13 protein-coding genes and 5 tRNA genes are annotated in these 19,967 nt (G+C 29.2%); 7 read left to right on the top strand and 11 right to left on the bottom strand.

Going from position 1 to position 19,967, the window contains the following annotated elements; genetic code table 4:
* Position 1: 1 nt before the first annotated feature.
* The 10 genes from V3249_RS03130 to V3249_RS03085 all read right to left on the bottom strand — a co-directional run bounded on the left by V3249_RS03130 (position 2) and on the right by V3249_RS03085 (position 5,273).
* Entirely contained in the window at positions 2-814 is an 813-nt protein-coding gene (locus V3249_RS03130) for a YcsE-related riboflavin metabolism phosphatase (protein WP_337896945.1), read from the bottom strand.
* 7 nt (positions 815-821) lie between these two features.
* Complete coding sequence (gene truB / locus V3249_RS03125) at positions 822-1,664, bottom strand: tRNA pseudouridine(55) synthase TruB (protein ID WP_337896946.1); 843 nt, start codon at positions 1,662-1,664, stop codon at positions 822-824.
* 42 nt (positions 1,665-1,706) lie between these two features.
* A tRNA-Leu gene (locus V3249_RS03120) sits at positions 1,707-1,790 on the bottom strand.
* 29 nt (positions 1,791-1,819) lie between these two features.
* Positions 1,820-1,895: transfer RNA gene (locus V3249_RS03115), tRNA-Thr, on the bottom strand.
* Between the two features lie 3 nt (positions 1,896-1,898).
* A tRNA-Val gene (locus tag V3249_RS03110) sits at positions 1,899-1,974 on the bottom strand.
* A gap of 6 nt (positions 1,975-1,980) precedes the next feature.
* Positions 1,981-2,056: transfer RNA gene (locus tag V3249_RS03105), tRNA-Glu, on the bottom strand.
* 2 nt (positions 2,057-2,058) lie between these two features.
* Positions 2,059-2,133 (bottom strand) — tRNA-Asn (locus V3249_RS03100).
* Between the two features lie 71 nt (positions 2,134-2,204).
* Positions 2,205-2,402: a 50S ribosomal protein L32 gene (gene rpmF, locus V3249_RS03095; RefSeq protein ID WP_277446666.1), complete on the bottom strand. Its 198-nt coding sequence runs from the start codon at positions 2,400-2,402 to the stop codon at positions 2,205-2,207.
* Positions 2,403-2,427: 25 nt separating this feature from the next.
* Complete coding sequence (locus V3249_RS03090) at positions 2,428-4,584, bottom strand: phenylalanine--tRNA ligase subunit beta (RefSeq protein WP_337896947.1); 2,157 nt, start codon at positions 4,582-4,584, stop codon at positions 2,428-2,430.
* 8 nt (positions 4,585-4,592) lie between these two features.
* Positions 4,593-5,273 (bottom strand): hypothetical protein, encoded by a 681-nt coding sequence (locus V3249_RS03085; protein WP_069099377.1) that lies wholly within the window; start codon positions 5,271-5,273, stop codon positions 4,593-4,595.
* Positions 5,274-5,572: 299 nt separating this feature from the next.
* Between V3249_RS03085 and V3249_RS03080 the strand changes: the two genes are divergently transcribed.
* The 3 genes from V3249_RS03080 to V3249_RS03070 all read left to right on the top strand — a co-directional run bounded on the left by V3249_RS03080 (position 5,573) and on the right by V3249_RS03070 (position 13,507).
* Positions 5,573-8,683 carry a P97 family adhesin gene (locus V3249_RS03080; RefSeq protein ID WP_341517486.1) on the top strand — a complete coding sequence of 1,037 codons (3,111 nt, stop codon included), beginning with the start codon at positions 5,573-5,575 and terminating at the stop codon, positions 8,681-8,683.
* Positions 8,684-8,693: 10 nt separating this feature from the next.
* Entirely contained in the window at positions 8,694-11,720 is a 3,027-nt protein-coding gene (locus tag V3249_RS03075) for a P110/LppT family adhesin N-terminal domain (protein ID WP_341517485.1), read from the top strand.
* Positions 11,721-11,848: 128 nt separating this feature from the next.
* A complete protein-coding gene (locus tag V3249_RS03070) occupies positions 11,849-13,507 on the top strand; it encodes an MIP family Ig-specific serine endopeptidase (protein WP_337902471.1) in 1,659 nt (552 codons plus the stop codon).
* A gap of 687 nt (positions 13,508-14,194) precedes the next feature.
* Here the strand turns inward: V3249_RS03070 and V3249_RS03065 are convergent.
* The gene (locus tag V3249_RS03065) at positions 14,195-15,958 is read right to left on the bottom strand and encodes a surface lipoprotein (protein WP_337896902.1); all 1,764 of its coding nucleotides are present in this window, start codon (positions 15,956-15,958) and stop codon (positions 14,195-14,197) included.
* A 231-nt stretch (positions 15,959-16,189) separates the two neighbouring features.
* Here V3249_RS03065 and V3249_RS03060 point away from each other — a divergent pair, with 231 nt between their 5' ends.
* From V3249_RS03060 to yihA, 4 genes are all read left to right on the top strand, one after another.
* Positions 16,190-16,495: a hypothetical protein gene (locus V3249_RS03060; RefSeq protein WP_337896903.1), complete on the top strand. Its 306-nt coding sequence runs from the start codon at positions 16,190-16,192 to the stop codon at positions 16,493-16,495.
* A gap of 281 nt (positions 16,496-16,776) precedes the next feature.
* The gene (locus V3249_RS03055; RefSeq protein ID WP_337896904.1) at positions 16,777-18,033 is read left to right on the top strand and encodes a hypothetical protein; all 1,257 of its coding nucleotides are present in this window, start codon (positions 16,777-16,779) and stop codon (positions 18,031-18,033) included.
* Positions 18,034-18,054: 21 nt separating this feature from the next.
* Complete coding sequence (locus tag V3249_RS03050) at positions 18,055-19,386, top strand: hypothetical protein (protein ID WP_341517484.1); 1,332 nt, start codon at positions 18,055-18,057, stop codon at positions 19,384-19,386.
* 23 nt (positions 19,387-19,409) lie between these two features.
* Complete coding sequence (gene yihA, locus V3249_RS03045) at positions 19,410-19,958, top strand: ribosome biogenesis GTP-binding protein YihA/YsxC (RefSeq protein WP_341495332.1); 549 nt, start codon at positions 19,410-19,412, stop codon at positions 19,956-19,958.
* Positions 19,959-19,967: the final 9 nt, after the last annotated feature.

The following is a 19,967-nucleotide window of genomic DNA, read 5'->3' as shown; positions in this document are numbered from 1 at the left end:
TTTAATCAATTATGTTTAATTCTATTGCTTTAAGGTAAACGCCAAAAGAATCAACAGGTGGGGCAATATCTTTTGCAGCTTTTTTTACCTCTGGAACTGTTGAGTTTTCCATTGCAATACCGAAACCAACGTTTTTTAGCATTTTTGTGTCATTTCGTGAATCACCAAAGGCAATAATTTCGTGAATTTCAACATTATGCATTTTTGCAAGAATTTCCAAAGTTTGCATTTTGTCAACGTTTTTTGCGCCAATGAAAAATCCTCATGATCACCTTGAGCTGACGCTAACATTTAGATTATTTTTTTCGGCAAATTCTTCAAATTTTAACTGTATTTCAGAAGTTGTGTCCTGATCATCAACAACTGTAAAAATGTGGAAATTATTTTTAAAATTACACATTTTTAATGGTTTCATTCGATCAAAATATGGACTTAAAAACTTTGAAGAATGCCCCGGAAAGTAGTTTGAGGTATAAATTCACTCAGAGTCCATAATTATGTAGCGAATTTTGTGCTGATCGAAAAACTCAACAATTTTTAAAAAATCACTGATTTTAATAGGATTTTCATAAATCATTTGCTTTTTTTTGAAATCAAAAATGAAAGCACCGTTGGCTCCAATGAAGTAATCGACATTTTTTGCATTAATTAATTCCCCAATTGTAACAAAATCACGGCCAGTTACAAAAGTTGTGATAATATTTTTCTCTTTTAATTTTGCAAAAAGCAAATTTATTTTTTCAGGAATTTCTTGACCACCATGGGGCACAATTGTATCATCAATATCTGTTGCAAAAATTTTAAATTTATTCATTATAAGCCTAAATTTTTATTAAGTTTTTAACTTTGTTACCAAAAATTTTTTTTGGTATTAGTTCATTATTAATTATTTTGCCAAAACCAACTAAATGTTCATCAAAAACAAGCTGAATAAATTCGCTGTCTTTGGTAAAATAATTAATTTTCTTACCATTTAAAAGTTCAATAAGTTGACCCGAATTGACTAAAATTTGTGGAAAATCAAGGAAATTCTGTATTTTTAAAGGTAAATTCACAAATGAAAAATCAAAATTACCGATTTTAACACGCTCTAATTCAGACAAATATCCACCCGTTTTCAACATTTTACCTAAATCATTGGCGAGTGAACGAATATAACAACCCTTTGAAACTTCTCAGAGTATTGTTGCAATTTGTTTTTTTTCATTAAATTCTAATAAAATGGTTTTAGATATTTTTATTTTAATAGGAGCTAATTCTATATCTTTACCATTTCGCGCATATTCATAAGCACGTTTGCCGCTAATTTTTTTGCTTGAAAAAATCGGCGGAACCTGTAATTCTAGCTGTTCTAATTCAAGCAATTTGGACTCGAGCATTGTTTTTGTGACCCAAGCTCCAGATTTACAGGCAAAAATTTCCCCATCTACATCAAAAGTTGTTGAATAAAAACCGAAATTAACTTGCGCAATGTAAGTTTTGTTTTCTTGATCTAAATAAGGCAATAATTTTGTATCATCATCAGTAGCGACTAATAACAGACCAGATGCAAAAGGATCGAGAGTTCCTGAGTGACCTGCTTTTTTGATTGAGTTTATTTTTGCTCATTTTCTTAAAAAAGTCGCAGAACTAATATTTTTTGGCTTATAAAGGAATGTAACCATTATTATAAAAATAAAAAAATCAACTAAAAGTTGATCTTAAGCTGGTGCGCAAGAAGGGACTTGAACCCTTACGCCCGAAGGCACTAGAGCCTAAATCTAGCGTGTCTGCCATTTCACCACTTGCGCGCATAACTTAGAAACTCTATCTAAAAAGATGGTGCCACTTATAGGAATCGAACCTACGACCTTTCGCTTACAAGGCGACTGCTCTGCCTGCTGAGCTAAAGTGGCTAATGGTGGAAGATAAGGGACTTGAACCCCTGACCTTCGCCTTGTAAGGGCGTTGCTCTCCCAGCTGAGCTAATCTTCCAAACTTTGGTGACCCGTACGGGACTCGAACCCGTGAATCCATGGATGAAAACCATGTGTGTTAACCGCTTCACCAACGGGCCAATGGCGCCGATTGCGGGGATCGAACCTGCGACCAACTGGTTAACAGCCAGCTGCTCTACCGCTGAGCTAAATCGGCAAAATAAAACCAAAAGTAATTATACTATAAAATTTTATTTTAACAAGAAAATTTTTAAATTTTTTTTCTTGTTAATGTTTATCATTAATCGCGCGGAAATTTACAACTTTACGATTCTTATAAAATCCACAAAATTGACAAACATGATGTTGTAATTGTTTATTAGAACAATTGCTGCAATTCACAAGGTTTGGCAATGTTAATGCTGAATGAGAATTTCGCTTATGTTTTCTTTGCTTGGAGGTTTTTCGTTTCGGAACTATAGCCATTTTTTTCCTTTAAAAATAGAAGAAATTATTTATAAAATTTATCTATTTCCTGACAAACCTTGTCAGTTCCAGTTACTCTGTAAGTAATTTTCTGGCGATTATTAATTATAACATAATCTTTTAATTTTATTGAAAAAATTTCTGGAATTTTTTTAATAACGTCTAAATAAGTGTCAGGAATATCATTTTTATCTAAAGATAACGTAATATCTCGATATTTAAGTTGCGAATTATCATATGGTCCGAACTTAACAAGTTTATTTTTATGTTCAAGATCAATTTTTGAAACGATTATTTCAAGAAAATTGATATTTTGGTAGTCATATTTTTCATCTATTTGTCCAACTCAGCCAACTAAAACATTATTTCAATAAATAAATTGGGACACTGAAGGATTTAGAAATTCAGATTTGGCCGGTTTGAAACTAAAGTTATCACTGTATAAAATTTTTAAATGATCTTTTAGAGTTTCAAGATTATAAACTGTCGAAGCCATGGCAAAAACTCGATGTTTCTCAGAGACACTACCTGTTTCATAAAGACTAATATCAGTCATTTTTCGCTTAACATTATATTTTACAATTTTTGCTAATTGTCAGGCAAGCGAGTATCTAATTGTTGTATGTTCTTGGGATGTATAAGTTGATAAGGTTTGTGTTTTTAGATTTAAAGGATTAAAATTTTCTGACTGAGAAATTAAAAGGAATGAATTAGCTTCAAAATAACCTAAAGTTTTTAGTTGGATTGGCTTTGGATCAACAACAGAAATTGATCTCTCTACCTTAGCTAATTTTTTGTTTCCTAATTTTTCAAGTCCGTAAAATCTAAGAAAATCAGCAGAATAATCGGCAAAAAATTCAATGTCAACACGATAAAACGGCGCTAAAAAACTCTGAGAATTAAAATTATAATAGATTTTCTGAAGAATTGAGTTAATTTTTTCAAAATCTTTTTGCTCAAGTTCAATTCCTAAAATATTTTGGACTTCTTCAAGCCCAAAATTAATGCTAGGTCTTTGGTCAAATTGATTTTTGTCAAAATTAATTGGTGCAGAAAAATTAATTCCGTGTTTTTCAAGGAAAAATTCTAGAAAAATAAAGCTTAAAAGTGTTGTTCCTTGACTGTAATTTTTTGCCAATTGTCTTGCTAAGGGACTGCTTAAATTAAAATTATGATTAATTTGCCTAATTTTTGCTGAGTCAAATTTAGGCATTATTAAGTATAAATTTTGATCTTTTTCTATTGGTTTTTGGAATATTTCCGGAATTAGTATTAATTCATCGTTGTTTCAAAATTGAAAAGTAGCAAATGAGTCTTGAATTTCAGGTAATTTTGTTTCTTGATAAGTTAATTTAATTTGGTTTTGATCTTTATTTGTTTGTAAAAAATAAGATGGCTGACCTGTGTAAATTAAGACAAAATTAGCAAAATTTTGGTTTAAATCAGAAATTTTAACACCTGATTTTAAAAGTAAAAAAATATCTACTAAGCCAAGATTAGGAACTTTTTCAATCTCAATAGCAGCAACTTTTGACTCATTTTTTTTAGTAATAATTTCTAAATTTGATTTACTTTTGCTGTCAAAATTTAGTTTGTCAAACTCCAAATCCAATTTTGTGCCAAAAAAAGCAGCAAGTTCAATTGCTATTACTAAATAAGAATTTGCATCAGGCCTGTTTCATAAAAGTTTGATATCTAAAATTAGGTCAGATAATTCTAAAATTTCAAGCGGATTTTGTTTTAGATCAAAAATTGGATCAAAAACAAGCACTCCTTGGTCTAGTTCTGGACTTAAAAGTTTAGTGCTAAAACCTAATTCACTAGCTGAAACTAGCATTCCTTCAGAAATATGGCCGCGCAATTTTTTAGCTTCAAAAGTTATTTTTCCATTTGTTGAGCCAGGAACAAAAGCTAAAACTTGCTTGTCTTTTTGGACATTTTTTGCTGCAGTTTGAATTTGTCTTATTTTGTCGTCAAATTGAACTTGACAAATCGTTAAATTGTCAGCATTTTCATTTTTTTTAACTTCTAGAATATTTCCAAATTTTATGCCGGAAATTTCGTTTAGTTTTGAAATTTTATCAACTTCAAAACTAAGACTAATCAAAGCATCAATAACTTTTTCGTCGCTAATATGATCAATATTAGCTATTTTTTTTAATCTTCTTAATGAAAAAAGCATTTTTTTACCTATCAAAATTGTTTTAAAAAACGTAAATCATTTTTATAAAATTCACGAATATCACTTATCCCGAATTTAATAGCAGCTAGTCTTTCAATCCCAATTCCAGCGGCAATTCCGTAAATATTTTTATCAGTAAATCCGGCATTTTTCATAACTTTCGGGTGTAAAAGTCCACATCCTAAAACCTCAATTCAACGCCCTTGATAAAAAATATCTACTTCAAAAGAAGGCTGTGTAAATGGGAAATATGATGGCCGAAAACGGGTTTCTAATTTTGTTTCAAAGACAAATTCAAGCAAATCACTAAGCAATCCTTTGAGATGTGAGACAGTGTATTTTCCGGTTGCAACTAAATCTAATTGATTAAATTGATGAGAATGAGTTGAGTCTTCTTCGTCGTTTCGGAAAACTTTTCCAAAAGAGAAAAAAGCTCGTTCTTGATTAGGATATTTTGCAATTGCTTCAATTGAAACACCAGTTTTATGAGTTGCCAACAAATTTTCGTTATCAAAAACAAGACTTTGAGTTGGGTCAAAAGCAGGGTGAGATTTGTCAATATTCAGCTTTACAAAATTTTTCTCAAAAGTTGTCAGTTCATCAGATTTAATGTGTTCAAAACCGTAGATAGATAAAAAATCAGTAATTCTTTTAGTTAAAAGTGATATTAAATTAAGTGAGTTTGGCATGATCTAAGAGTTTTAAGTTTTAAAATATTAAAATAGAAAGAGATTTAAATTAAATAAGGTAAAATTATAGCATAACTTACTTAAACAAAAGCAAAATTTTATTTACTTTTTTAGCAAATAAAGCAAAAAAGTTGCTAATTTTCTTATTTTATGTTTTAAAAATCAATTTGCTATTATTTTTAAACATAAAATTAATAATAATAGCAGTTCTATGCCAAAAAGGCAAAATATGCTATAATTTATTAATTTATTAAAATTTAGGAGTGTGGACTATGAATTCATCAAGTTTAGCAACCAAAATGAAAAAAAACAAAAGAAAAGTATTAATTTTGTCATCATTTTTCACAGGACTGGCTTTTGTTGGAATAACAGTCGGAATTAGTTTTACATTTAAATATAACGGAAAACATCCCCGCGAAGAAGTCCAGCAATTTGTAAAGAAAGTAAAATATGTTGCATTTAATCCTGAAAAAATAAGCAAAAATAGCGATTTTTCTGCAATCAAAAGTTTATTATTTGACGGAAATGCTCTTAAAAACACAATTAAACTTGATGAGTACTTGATTCCTTATTATTTTAGTAAAGATTCAAATCAACTTGTTAAATTTGAACAGAAAAATGAAAAAACTAACTCGCCAGTTTTTGACTTTGTTGATTTAAATTTTGATGATTTAAATCAAAATTTTATTATTAAATTTAGAGCAAGACAACAAATAACTGACCAAAATTTTGCACAGTCAGATTTTGTTTTATATCCTGTTTCTTTTTATGACTCAAGAAAGTTTTTAAAAGCAGATTTTAACTTTGCACTGCAAAAAATTACAAAAAAAATAGAAGATGCAGTCTCTAATTTTAATACGACAATATCGAATTTTTCTGAGGAAAATTCGAATTTAGCGCAAAATAATTTATACCGAGCTTCAGATTTTGCCGCTAAAATTAATTCTAGTCAAGATTCTTCTGAAGTTGAAAAAAATTTAGCGCAAATTTTTCCAAAACTTACTGATTTAATTTCTTCTGTTAGAAATTCAAAAGAAAATTTAATTCCTGAAACAAATGCCCAAATTTTCGATATAAATTTTGCAAAAGATGCTACAACCAACCAATTTGTTAGTGTTCAAAACAATATTGCGACAATGTTTTTGCAGGCTAGTTTGACTCAGTCGGCACTTGATCAATTAGGCGATAATTTTGAAAATAATGGAAATAAAATTATTAATATAAACCTTGAATCCAAAGATAAAAAATCAATATTTTTGGATGTTAATGATTTTTTTGCAAATGTCAAATTAAAACCGTTAATTTATAATACAGAGCAAAAAGATAATAAACTTCTTATAAGCAAGCAAAATCCTTTTGATTTTTTTGCAAAAATGAAATTTGAATCTAACCCTTTTTTAAAAAATTCAAGCATAAAAGACTTGATAAACCCGTTGTTAGCTGAAAATTTATCATTAGATTTTGGTAATTTTAATAAGTTAATCCCTTCGGATAAGCAAGGTATTGATTTTATTTTTGACACACCAAATGCAAAACTAATAAATGACAACGGAAAATACGTTATCGAATTACCGTATAAAATTGTCTTATATGAGTCATTTTTTGATAATAATTCAAACGAAATTATCAATGAAAAGGACTTAATTTTAAGAATTGAAGGGTTTGGTTCGCCTATAAATTCTAATGTTGCTCCTGGAAGTGGTTTTGGTAATTTTTCTATCCCTGGAACACAAAAAGGGATAATTTATCAACAAAATCCACTTTTTGACAATAAAACTGCCAATTTAGTGCAATTTATTTCAACTTTTGGCGAACCTGTTTTTGCAAAAGTCCCGCTAAATAAAGAAGAATTAGACAATTTATTACTAAAACAGGATTTACTAAAACAGGATTATAAAACCTTGGCCGATAAATTGAGTTTACCTTCATCTTATAATTATAATTTTGATAACTTTGAGGCAAAAGTTAGATCTTGAGCAGGCAAAACTTTGATTCCTAGCTTGGACGATATTTCCCGTTTTAAAAAGTTTGAAACAACAACTAGTATAAATTCCTCAAATTCATCTCAAAATTTAACAGTTAGTTCTTTAGTTTCAAATACTTTTTTTCAAAATCCATCTGATGTAGCTGCTTTTTTTGCAAACTATATTCAGCAAGAACCAAATAAAATTGCTAAAACATTTTTTGAATTAGCTAAATATTTTGGACTTCTTGATCAAAATCGTTTTTCTTTACAACTTTTTGATGACAATTTGCAGGAAGATATCTTTAAAAAAGCAGCAAAAATTAATCTTAATAACACAAATATTCAAGTTTTAAGTTTTAATAATCATTTTGAAGATGTTTTTAATCAAGGCTTTTTTTCAACATTATTTTTACCCGAGTCGATAAAAACTCAAATTGGTGATTTGAAAGAAAAATCAACCTCAGATGTTTTAGCTACATTGAAAGATCAGGAAATTTTTAAGGAATCTAACACTAATTTTGACCTTAATCAAATAAAGCAAAATTACAAAAAAAGTGTTAAATTTTCTACTCTTGCTGATGTTTTATTAGCTTTCTATTTAAAATCAGCTCAGTTGAGTAATTTTTTGGCATGAGAAAAAATAGATTCAAATTTAAATTATGAAATAGTTTTTAAAAAAGGCAATGAAATTTCAAAGCAAACTCTCGAACAAGAAATTAAAAAAATAACAGAGCAACCTAAAGCTGAACAACAACAAACTGAAGGACAGGCCGAAGAGGCTCAACAGGCTGAATCGACTGAACAGACTGTTCAGTCTGAAGGGACTCAACAGTCTCAACTGCCCCAAGAATCTCCGCAAAATTTACCAAATAACCCAAATTATGAATATTTAACACTAAATTTTTATTACAATATTGGGGATGAAAATACTAACAAATTTTCCCTTCAAACACCTGTTAGAAAAATTTTGATTAATTTATCTACCGAAAAAATTGATCCAAAAGTTTCAGATCAAGAAAAACTTAATTCTCTAGCGGACTCAATTCCTTCTGAATTATTGAATTTTGAAGTAGATGATGATACATTTAACAAAATTTCTAAACCCCAAACTAGCACAACTGGACAACAAAGTGGTCAAACTTCACAAATTTCATCATTAGAAACCGATCTTAATAATTTGCAAAAAACTAAAGATTATTTTTCAAAACCATTAGGAAATGCTCAACTAAGATTTGATATATTTCCTAGTTTTGAAAATTCAATAAAAACAGACACAATAAATTTTTTACTAACAGTTTCTATTCTTGATAAAAATTCTCAGACTCAAAATTCTGGCGAAAATAATACAAATCAAGCCGAAGTTTTAGCCTCACGCAGTTTAAAAATTTCAGTAAAAAAATCAAATAATTCTCAGTCATCTGCTTCAGATCAACAAACAAACTAACGAGGTCAAAATGAAAAAGTTCTTTAATTTTCAGCATTTTTCAAGTAAAACATCAAATATAGTTATCGGAATTTCATCTTTAACAATAGTTAGCGGGCTAGCCATTTCAATTCCCTTAGGAATTTATTCTTATAACCGTTCTTACTATCAAAAATTAAATGAAGAAATTCAAACATTGAGTTTAGATCAAGAACAAAATCCTTTTAAAAATGGACTAGCTGGTTTGTTTGATAATTTAACAGTTAAAGATGATTTTAAAAATTTAACTGCATTTACCGCACTAAATTTGGCAAAAAGCAAAATTTATAATTTTGACCTTTTATCACTAATAGATCTTGATAAATTATATGAAAACGAATATCAAATTACTTATGATTTGGTAAATGCACAAGTTAGTGGAAATTCGATAAAAAATATTGTCTTATTTTTAAAGTCAAAAAATGACAACCAAATTTTTTCAAAAGCAATTGATATCAAAAATTTTGCAGATGAAAATAAAGTTGTTGATTTTTCAAAATTTGAAATTGATGAAAAAAAGTCATCAATTAATATAGATTCCAAAAATTTAATTAGCTTTTCTGAATTTAAATCTAAAATTCAAAATAGTTTTAGTGCAGCTCAAGAAACAGAAAACCAAAAATTTATTGCATTTGAAAAAGCACTTTTAGCACTCAAAGGAAGCTATAATTTTATAAATAATTTAGGAAATCCGTCCTTTATTCGCAACGGGCTGACTCTTGAACCAGCGATTGTTGACAATAATCTTAGTTTTTTTTCTGAAGCTGGCAAAAATTATCTTAATTTTGAGTTAATTGACGGGGATAAAAAAACTCCAATTCAACTGGAAATAAAAGGAATTGCTACCGATCAAGAAATTGAATCAGAAGTAAAATCCTGAATAAATGATGAGCTAATTCCTGAAATAAAATTAAAACCTCAAATCCAGCAAGACCTTGTTAGCAAAAATTTATCACTTGGATCATATTTGTATTCAGTTCAAGATGAAACAAACAGTTCGCTGTCAAAAAATTTTTCAGAATTATTTAATTACACCAGTAATGAATTTAGTCTAAATACTAATAAATTAAAAAATTATTTCGTAAATATAGATATTGTTCTTAAAGATTTGTCTGAAATTAGTGAACAAGATCGCCTAAATTTAATTAAAGACGGAAAAGTTCGCCTAAATTTAAGCGGAACCTTAACAAAAAGAGACCATCAAAAATTTATAAAAATTTTAGATTTTAAATTGGACACTGATATTAAACCTGATCTAAACGAATTTTCACGTATTTTTGCAAGGAATTTACCTGAAACTAAATTACAAGATTTTTCTTTGCCAAAAGCTTCAAATACTCCAGCACTCAGTTCGGATAAATTGGTTCAAATATTTAATGAAATTAAGGAATCATCTAGTCAAATTGACACCAAAAATCCTAATGAAAAATTAGTTAGTCAGCTTTATTTGCTTGATTTTGGTAAAAATCCAAGCAAAGATTCGCTTGAAAAGTATAAAAAAGAGTTAATAGAAATTTCAGAAAGTTCAAAATCTCAAGCAATTCAAGCCCAAACTTTTTCAGATTTAGATGACCAAAAAAGTGAAAATAAACCATTAACTTTAGGAAAATCTATCTGAAAAGCTTTAAATTTACAGCATAATTTTATTTCGCTTGATGTCAGACCAGAAATAAATTTTGAAAAACAAAGCGATAATTTTGTTATTGAATTTTCATTGGTTTCTACTAAAAACAACGAAAAATTAGCCTCTTCAAAAATCCAGATTAATAATGTTTTAAGTTCGCAACAAAGTGCTTTTGATGTTGCTTCCAAATTTTATCCAACCTTTTTCCTTGACGGAAAAGCTAGTTTTTCACAAACTTCATCAACTGAATCACTAAAAATTCAAGACTTATCTGATAATGACATTCATTTTCAGGATAGTAATTCTGTCGAAAATAAGCTAACCCACAATGGTTTTGAAATCAAAAAAGCCTTTAAATTCATGGATAATTCGCCAAAAACCGAGAATACTTCTAGTTCAACCGAGCAACCAAAAACAAATCCCGCCCCATTTTCACGAGTCAATTCAGGGGTTGTTTACTTAGCTTTTAGACCAAAAAATATTAACGACTATAAAAGACATTATTTACTTTCAGATTCAAATGGTAGTGGACTTTTCATTCAAAAAATTGGAAGATCTAAATATGTTGAAAAATCAAAGCCAATTGAAGGAAAAATTGGAAATGGTAAAGTAGAAATTAATCCCGGTCCTTCAAAAGATGCCGGACAGGTTGATGCAAAAATTGACGAATATGTTATTGGTATTGACTTCAAACAAGTTGAAGATTTTAAATCGTATAATAATCATTTTCGCCAAGGTCAAAATTCACTACATTTAGGATTAGAATCATTTTCAACTTCTTTAAAAGAAAAACAAGCTGTTGTTCTTGGTCATAATTCTTGAAATATAAAAAATAGGTTTTTTTCGGCAGATATAAATGAAAATTCTACTGGATTTCCGCCTAATTCTGAATATCGCCCATCAATGGAAATTGCAAATCGTACAGATGAAAGCCGTTTTTTTTCACAAGAATTTCGAAATTCTTCACCATTTGTTGGCCAACAAATTAATCCAATAATTGAGCAAGACCAGGATATTCTCCTTGAAATTATTAAAACGCCTTGATCTTTAGAAATTACAGCCTATTCTTCGTCAAATAATCAACTAAATTCGCCATTCTCGGTTAGTTTAAATGCTAAAACAATTTATAATATAAACCATTTAACTCAAGAGTGAACCCCATTTCCTAATTTTTTCAATCTTGATTGAGCTCAAATTGGTCCTAATCCTGAAAAAATAACGACTAATCCTAGCACAAGTGAACCAGATTCAACTCAAAATCAAAGTCAAAATTCAAATGCTACTATAATTCTTAAAGGTCTTGCTGTTTATAATGATCCTCAATTGACTAGCCCTTTAGGAAAATCAGCTCGCGAAGAAATTAAACGCTCTTTTATTAATGCATATTTAAAATAAAATCTTTGCACCTAAATTAGTAGAAAAAATTAACAAAAGTGGTGTAATCAAAATCATAGATAAAAAACTATTTGTCTGAATTTTTTCTACTAATTTAATCAAACTTTTATTTTTAGGGGTGCAAACTTATGATAAAAAATAATAAAGAAATAAGAAAATTGAAAACATTTTTAATCACTTCCGTTTCAATTGTTACACCTTTAAGTACAGTGGCCTTTCTAGTTGCTTGCCATGAAAAAGAACAACCAAAAAAAGAGATAGAACAAAAACCAAACACTTCATCAGATAGTGCAAAAGAAACAATAACTACTCCATCAGAAAATAACCCGCAAAATGGCCAACAGGATTTTGTCCCTCATTTCAATCCGAATTTTATACAAAGAGGAATAGAAAATGCTAAACGCTTAAGAGAACAACAAAAACAAGAATTAGCAACTAATTTAGCAAAACTAACAGATGTGCAAGCATATGAAAAACTAAAAAACAGAACTTTTGCAATCGCTTTCAATAGCGTTGACAAAACAAATGAGAACAATCCTGATGATGTTGTCAAATATGAGCCGACAGGAACAGGTTGATTATTAGATGCTGCTTACAATGAAAACAAGACGGAAGTAATGTTGTATATTGCTACAAATGCTCACATTTTTGCCAGATCTTTTAACACTTTAGATTCAAAATATAAACACACTTTCCCTGAATATTTTACTGAGCCAAACAAAGGCGAAAAAGTAGATAGTTTTATTATTGGTGTGCCAAAAAAAGAAGCTAACATCCAAGCAATTGATAATAATTCAAGACCAGATGCAAACAATACCCCCGTTTACTTTATTAACAAGCAATTAGGAGAAGGGAGTGAGATTGGTATCGAAGGAATTTTTGATAATCCGAAAACTGTCTTTGTGGCTTTAAATATTTTTGATGATCAAACAAATGAGCAACTAAAACAAACATCGACCACATCTCCTAGTAGTCAAAAAATAAACAATGGAATTGGTAAAGATTTTGCCGTTTTTGGACTAAAAGTTAATTTAGCAAAATTAGATGACCTCATTTCAAAAAATGATGCAAACAAGGAAAATTTTCAATTATTCAAAGAGCATATCGAAAGGGCAATTGTAGACATCGAGCAAGATATTGCTAAGTTTCAGACACAACAGTATCCAAATCATGACAAAAAGGCAGTACCTTATATAAGTTATGATTATACCTCAATTTATCAAAAAGGTATTGCTGAGCCAGAAAAATTAGGAATTAGCGAATCTGGCGTTTTATCTCCTAATACCACAAAACTTTATTTATTAGGTTATCCAAGCCTTGATGGACAACAATTTTTGATGAGAAATTATCCAAAAAATTTAACTAACAAGGCTTTTGCAATTTCCAACGATAGTTTTAGCAATGGTTTAGCACTAAATGACATCCTCAGCCCTAACAGAAGTTATTCTTCTTTTGGCTTTATAACCTTTATTGAAAATAGTGGACTGTATTATGGAGCCTCTGGGTCGCTCGTCATTAACGATTATGGCTTACCTGTTGGTATTTATTCTGCTGTTCAAACCAGAGGAGGTAATTTAGACATTAGTGGCAAAGCTGGTTATACTCCTTTTGTCCAAATTGCTGATTTTGACTCTTATGGACTAAGACACAACTTAATTGATGGTACAAATAAAAAACTGTTTCCCAAACAAGAAAAATCATATCGACAGAACTTAAAAAAATTATCTGAAAATGAAGGCGAATTTAAAGATTTTCGCAAAACTTTACTATTTCCAGATGGTCCTTAATACTTAAAAAGTTAATTGCTATTTTAAAACCTGGCAAAAATCAATTTATGGATAAAACAACAAAAATCATAAAAAACAACTACTATTTAAACTCAATGTAAATAGAAAACTCGTTTTTACTTACATTGAGCCTAAAAAAATATGTGAAGTTTTGAAAGAACAATAATTAAAGGCCTTAAATTTATAGATTTCTAAACGGTTAAATTTAAGGCATTCCATCATTTAAAAATATGATGGATAATTCGCACTGTCTGATTTTTTTATGACAAAAACATAATCAAGTCCTCCCTAATTCAATATCAAAATTTATTAATTATTCTTAGTGACTCTATTATAACATAATTTTTTCTTAGACCAAGCATTTTTTTTTTTTTTTTGCAAAAGGTTAATTTCAAAATAATAAAAATTAAGATTTTAGGTCAAAAAACACGGATTTACGGGTATTTTTGCGTTTTTAAATTCAATAAAAAGTGAATTTTTGCCATTAAACTGTGAAACTTAAAAAATTAAGGTTTTTTTGCCAACAAATTTATAATTGTGATGACCACATATTTTTTTGCCAAAATTATTAAAAAAAGTGCCTAGAATACAAATTATCATCTAAATCAAAGGGTTTTAACATCTAGTTTATTAGTTGTTGCTCTAAAATAAAAGGATAATTTTGTTGGTAAAATTACAAAATTTTATTTAAATTAAAAATTGATCAAGGGGAATTTCGCCTCTAATTTGAGCGGTTTTGTAATCTGAAAATTGGAGTGTCTGATCTTGAGGAGTAATGGTTGAATTTGGTAAAAGATTTGCATATTTTAGTTCAAAACTATAAATTAACTTCTTATTTTCTAGTTTGAGACTAATTTTTTTGTGGGCGTCATTTCTGATCATGTTATCTCATTCTAGGGAAATAATTTGTGGATAAGGGAAAAAGTTGTTGTTTTTAATATGATCTTTGACTAAAAATTCCTTTAAAAGAACCTCAGGATCGGGATTTTTTATTTTTAAATAGAGGCTGTCAAAAATTATTTTAGCTATTCGACCCTTTTGAATCTCTGATAGTTGGTTACTATTATGTCTATTGTTTTTAAAAATTCCTTTTTCTCTTATTTGAGGCCAAACTTTATTATTGTCAACTTCAAATTCAAATTCAGCTATATTTTTATCATTTTTCTTTAAATTGGAAAAAGTAAATTCTTGAAAATCACCAATTTGTTCTTTTTGCTCTTTGAATTTTGTTTTTTTAACTTGAATTTTTAAAGCCCCATTTTCATCATCAGGAGTTGCACTTATAATATCAAAGGAAAATTTTTCCTCATCATTTATTGATTTTATCCCTAAAAATTCATCTTTAAGGCCAACGGAAAGTGAAACTTCGTTAAATGCAGCATTAAAATCACCAAAAAGTACCGAATTTAAAACGGCTTCATTTTCAGAATTGACTAATGCGTATGCCAAAATTGAAGGACTTATTTTACTAAAAACAGGCCGTAATTCTTTTTGATATAATTCTGGTTCATCATTTTGTTGAACCTTTTTTGATTTTTCTAAATCTCAAAAAAGGTTCACTCGTTTTGTGACTTTTGTGTTTGACCCCTTTTTGGACACTGAAAGTTCAACATTTTCTAGCCTTCTTTGGTTAATATCGCTATTATTTTCAAAAGTTTTAACCTCAAAAGGAAAACTAAAGGTAATTGTATAATTTTGGTCATCAAAGTTATCAATTTTTTTTACAAAATTTTCATAATGAAAAGTTGAAGGTTTTCCCCTGTAATGAAAAAGTACAGTTGCAACATTATTTGATGATTTTTTTTCTTGTTCAGTAATTTCTAAAGAATTTGGAATTTTTGCTAAAACAGCATTCAAATCATTGACTGTTTGAATATGAAGTCTATTTTTTTCAAGTATTATCTTTTGTTTTTCTAGCTCTTTTTGTCTTTTTTCTTCCTCAAGTTTTGAAAGCCGTTCTTTTTCTTTAAGTAGTTTTTCGTCTTGTTCCTTTTTTTGTTTTTCTAATTTTTTCTTTTCAATTTCTAGTTTTTCTTTTTCTTTCTTGATATCTTCTGAAATTTTATTACTTTTTTGATCATCAGTTGAAGCTTGATTTTGTTTAATTTTATCAAGTTCTTTGTTTATTTCTGCTTGTTTTTCTTGAATTTCTTTTGTTTGTTCTTCTGTTTTTTCGATATTTTCTTTTTGTTTTTTTGTTTCTTCGATTAATTTCAAAGTGTCTGATTCAATTTTGCCTTTTTGTGTGTCAAGAAAAGCAACAGGATCTCCTTGCACATTAGGATCACTTTTTGGTGGATTAGGGTTTTTTATAGTGTCTAATTTTGGATTTTTTTTATCTTCCTTATTTTTATCGTCGTTATTTTGCCCACATGCTGCAGCGAGAAAAAACGTTGGAATTAAAACTGTAAGACTTCCTAAAAACCATTTTTTTGGATATATTCTTTTCATAATTCTCCTCACAAGTTAGATTAAATTATAACATAAAAATAGCTAGTTTTCTAATATATTTTAAAAAATACTATTATTCAAAACATAGAAAGCTGTTTTTTGTTGGTTAAAATTTTTGTCGATTCTTGCTAGGCTAGGTACATTCAATTTTTATTTTATAAATAAGTTCATATTTTTGATATAATTATACTAATTTATTTTGGTTTAGACTTTAATTATTAGGGGTGAAATATGAAAAAATTTTGAAAAATAGCACTTATATTAGGATCGGCTGTTGTTGTAGCAGGAACAGCTGCGTTTGTTTTGATTTATAAATATAAAAATACTAAAGAAGACGAAAAAAATTCAATTACCGTAGAAGTCCCTGATGGTCTTTTTGATCCGCCTCCAAGCTTTCAACCCGTAGAATCTAGTGAAAAAATAAATCAACCAGAAATAATTTCGTCCAGCGATAATCCTAATATTCCAGCAAATTCATGAAAAGATCAGCCTAAAATTTTATTGCTAGTAAATAAGTTATATTTGAAAAATAGCTAAAATATCCTTAAATTATAGACTAAAAGAAGTTAAAATACTGCATTATTATAATTGTGTTTTATTTTTCAAGTTAGAAATATTTTAATACTCTGAAGAATTGATATAAATAAATTTTTTAGGTTTTACTTGACTTTTAAAATTTTTTGTTTATAATTAATAAATATAGTAAATCAAACAAACAGGATGAGCTAGATCATTCCTGTTTTATTTTTTTAAATAATTTTATATTCGTGGTATTATTATAAATTATTGGTGCTGGTTTTAATTTCTAGGAGTGAAATATGAGAAAATCTTTAAAATTGGTTTTTGGATTAGTTCCAGTTGTTGCAGGCTCAGCAGGAACGGCTATTTATTTGACTTCTAGTAATGCTTTTTCTAATTTGGACAATACAAGTTTAGCACGCCAAACACTTCAAGTTGAAACCCATCTTTCACCACTTTCTGATTCACAAGATAATGAATTCAACCAAGATTCTGAAGAATTATCAACCCAGGAAACTGTAAAAAATGATGAAACAATTGTTCTAAAAAGTCCGGAAGTCTCAGAAGATTCTCCAAAATCTCAGCCTATTAATGTTACTAAAAACACAAAAAAACCAAAAATAATTTTTTCTAATAAACAAATTGAACTACCAAAAAATTCATCAAACACACAACCAAAAATCTTATTGGTCGAACCTGTTAAAAAACCAGTTGATGAAACAAAAAAATCTGTTTCAGTTAGTAAAATTCAAAGTAGTGAAAGTAAAAATTCTTCTATTTCAGTTTTAGAACCCCAAAAGCCAACAAATTTAGACAAATCCCCATCAAACTCACCAGAAATTGTTCAAAAAGTTGTCATAATTAAGCAAGAACCGACTCAGGATGAAGAGAAAATTCAAGATCCAACCCCATTAATTTCTCCTGTAGTTTCTAATGAAGATGTAAAACCGGTTTTACCGCCCAAAATTGTAAAAACTCCTGAAGTTATCGTTATTAGTGAAACTCCAAAAATTGAACACAAAGAAGATACTCCCAAACCTAAAACCCAAACCCAAAGTGATATTTCCAAGTCAACATCATCCAATTCAATTTCTCCTGCAACAACCGAATCAGAGGCTGAAGTTGATGAAGTAATTGACAAATTACAAGAAGATTTAAAAATATTATTAAAATCTTCAGTAGGCGAAAATGCTCAGAAATATCGCGAAGCAAAAAATAATCTTTATAAATATGTCTTTAAAAAGAACGACCAAATGAGACTTTTTAAAGAAAGATTCCCAAAAACACCAATAACTGAAGCAGCAGCAGCATTTTTATATATCTTTTGGGAGAATAATTACGCTCGTTTTTATCCTAGGCGTGCAAGCTCCCATACTGCTCGTGAAAATTGAAAAAAAGAACTTCAAAAAGTTCTTACAATTATTAAAACACCAGAAATTGGCGCTTTTAACAGAACAACAGGTGGTCATGTGTTTATTATCGATGAAACAAATATAAATAGCGATGGGTGAGTTGAGGCTCAACCAGTAACGCCAGCCGGTGCTAAAAAATCCTAAAAATTTATAAAAGTAGAAAAAATGACAAAATTATTTAAGTTAGCTCTAGGGTTTATCCCGGTTGTTGCTGGTTCTGTAGGGACGGTAGTTTATTTTAGTCTAGGTAATTCTACCCTTCCTTTGAATCAAAATGAAGTTCGTGAAGGAAATATTAAGGTTAGTACCTTGGCGTCTTCGCTTGTAAATTCACAAAAAGCTGGAAATCAAATTGCTGATACAATAATTTTACAAGATTTAGCTAAAGATAAAAAGGAACCTAAAAATTCTAGTGTTTCTGATTTAAATACTAAAAAAACAACGGAAAAACAAGGTCAAATTGATTCAAAGTTAATTAATCAAACTCAGAATAATCAAGTTAAAACTCCCTTAACTTTGCCGCCAACCGCTAAAACTAATAAGGCCCCAAAGAATATAATAATTTTGTCAAAAAGAGCAGTTCCACTACCAAAAATTGAAAAAAAGCAACAAAAAATTGAAAGTTCACATTCAATAAGAAGTTTTGCAACCCCTAGATCTCAAAGTCCAAAAATTCAAAAATCTGCTGAAAAACCAGCTAATTTACCTGTTGATATTCCAAAAGTTGACAAAAAAGATGTCAAGCCAAAAACTTCATTTTCACCATCAATTTTAGACTCAAAAGACAAAACTAAACCCAAAAATCCGACTATATCTTCGCAAGTAATAGTTGAATCTGAAATCAAAAAAATAAACGAACCTCAGGAAAAACTTCCATTAAGTTTGACCAGTGAACCTGTGCAAAATTTGCCAGAGCAACCAATTATAGAGTCCCAAAATCAAAAACCAATAGAAATTGCACCTAAAACTGAAAGTCAAGAAAAAATTCAAAACCAAAAACCACCCGAAGAATTAGACCAACAAAAACAAGAACAAAAATCGCAACCAATAAAAAATGACCTAGATGATAATAGTCAAAAATCTAATTCTTCAAGTCCAAAAAACCCTGAAACTAACGTCTCATCCGATGCAGAAATAGTCGATCAAATGGTAAAATCTATGGCAAAAGACCCTGATTTGAATCACAGTTTTGCTTACAAACTTTTAGATAAATACAAATTTACAAAAGAATCACAAATGCAATTATTTTTAGAAAAATTGCCAGAAGTTAAAACTAATCAAGCTATCTCAAATTTAATCACCTTTTGAACTCAATCTTATGCCGGTTTTTATCCAAATGAAGCTGCTGTAGATCGGGTTCGCGAGATGTGAAGAAATCAAATAATTGAAAAATTACAATTACAAACTACCGGAAATAATAAAAATATTAGTGTTATCACTCAAACTGGCGGTCGTTTTGGGCAGGCAAGTCATAGTGAAAAAGGATTTTATAATTAATTTATAATTTTTAGAAGTATATAATGTGAAAATTTCTTAAATCATGTCCAGAGCAGTGTTTTTCTGAAGATCAATTTGCTTTTATTGGACGTTCAAATGTTGGAAAATCATCGCTAATTAATGCGCTAGCAAGGCAAAAAATTGCCCGTATTTCATCTACTCCTGGAAAAACTCAGCTTTTAAATTATTATCAGACTAGCCAAAATAAGTTAATCGTTGACCTTCCAGGTTATGGATATGCTCGCCTTTCTCATGCAAAGAAAGATCAAATAGAATCGATGATTTTTAATTATTTTAGTAAAAATAGCAATATTTTACTAGTTTTTTTGCTAATTGACAGTCAAATCGGTTTTACTGATCTTGATTTTAGTATGATTGAGTTTTTGGTTTCACTAAATATAAAAGTGCAAATTTTAGCTAATAAAATCGATAAAACAAATCAATCCCAGCGCTCAAAACTGCTAAAAGTGTGCAAAAATTTATCACTTGAGTGTTTAAATGTTTCGGCAAAAACTGGCGCAAATTTAGATAAAATTCACCAAATAATTAATCAAGAAAAAATTAGTCTATAAATTCATAGG

It is taken from the genome of Mesomycoplasma ovipneumoniae, assembly GCF_038095995.1.
Classification (GTDB): domain Bacteria; phylum Bacillota_I; class Bacilli_A; order Mycoplasmatales; family Metamycoplasmataceae; genus Mesomycoplasma; species Mesomycoplasma ovipneumoniae_F.
Note: the sequence above shows the minus strand (reverse complement) of the source record. Positions and strands in the feature narration are given on the sequence as shown.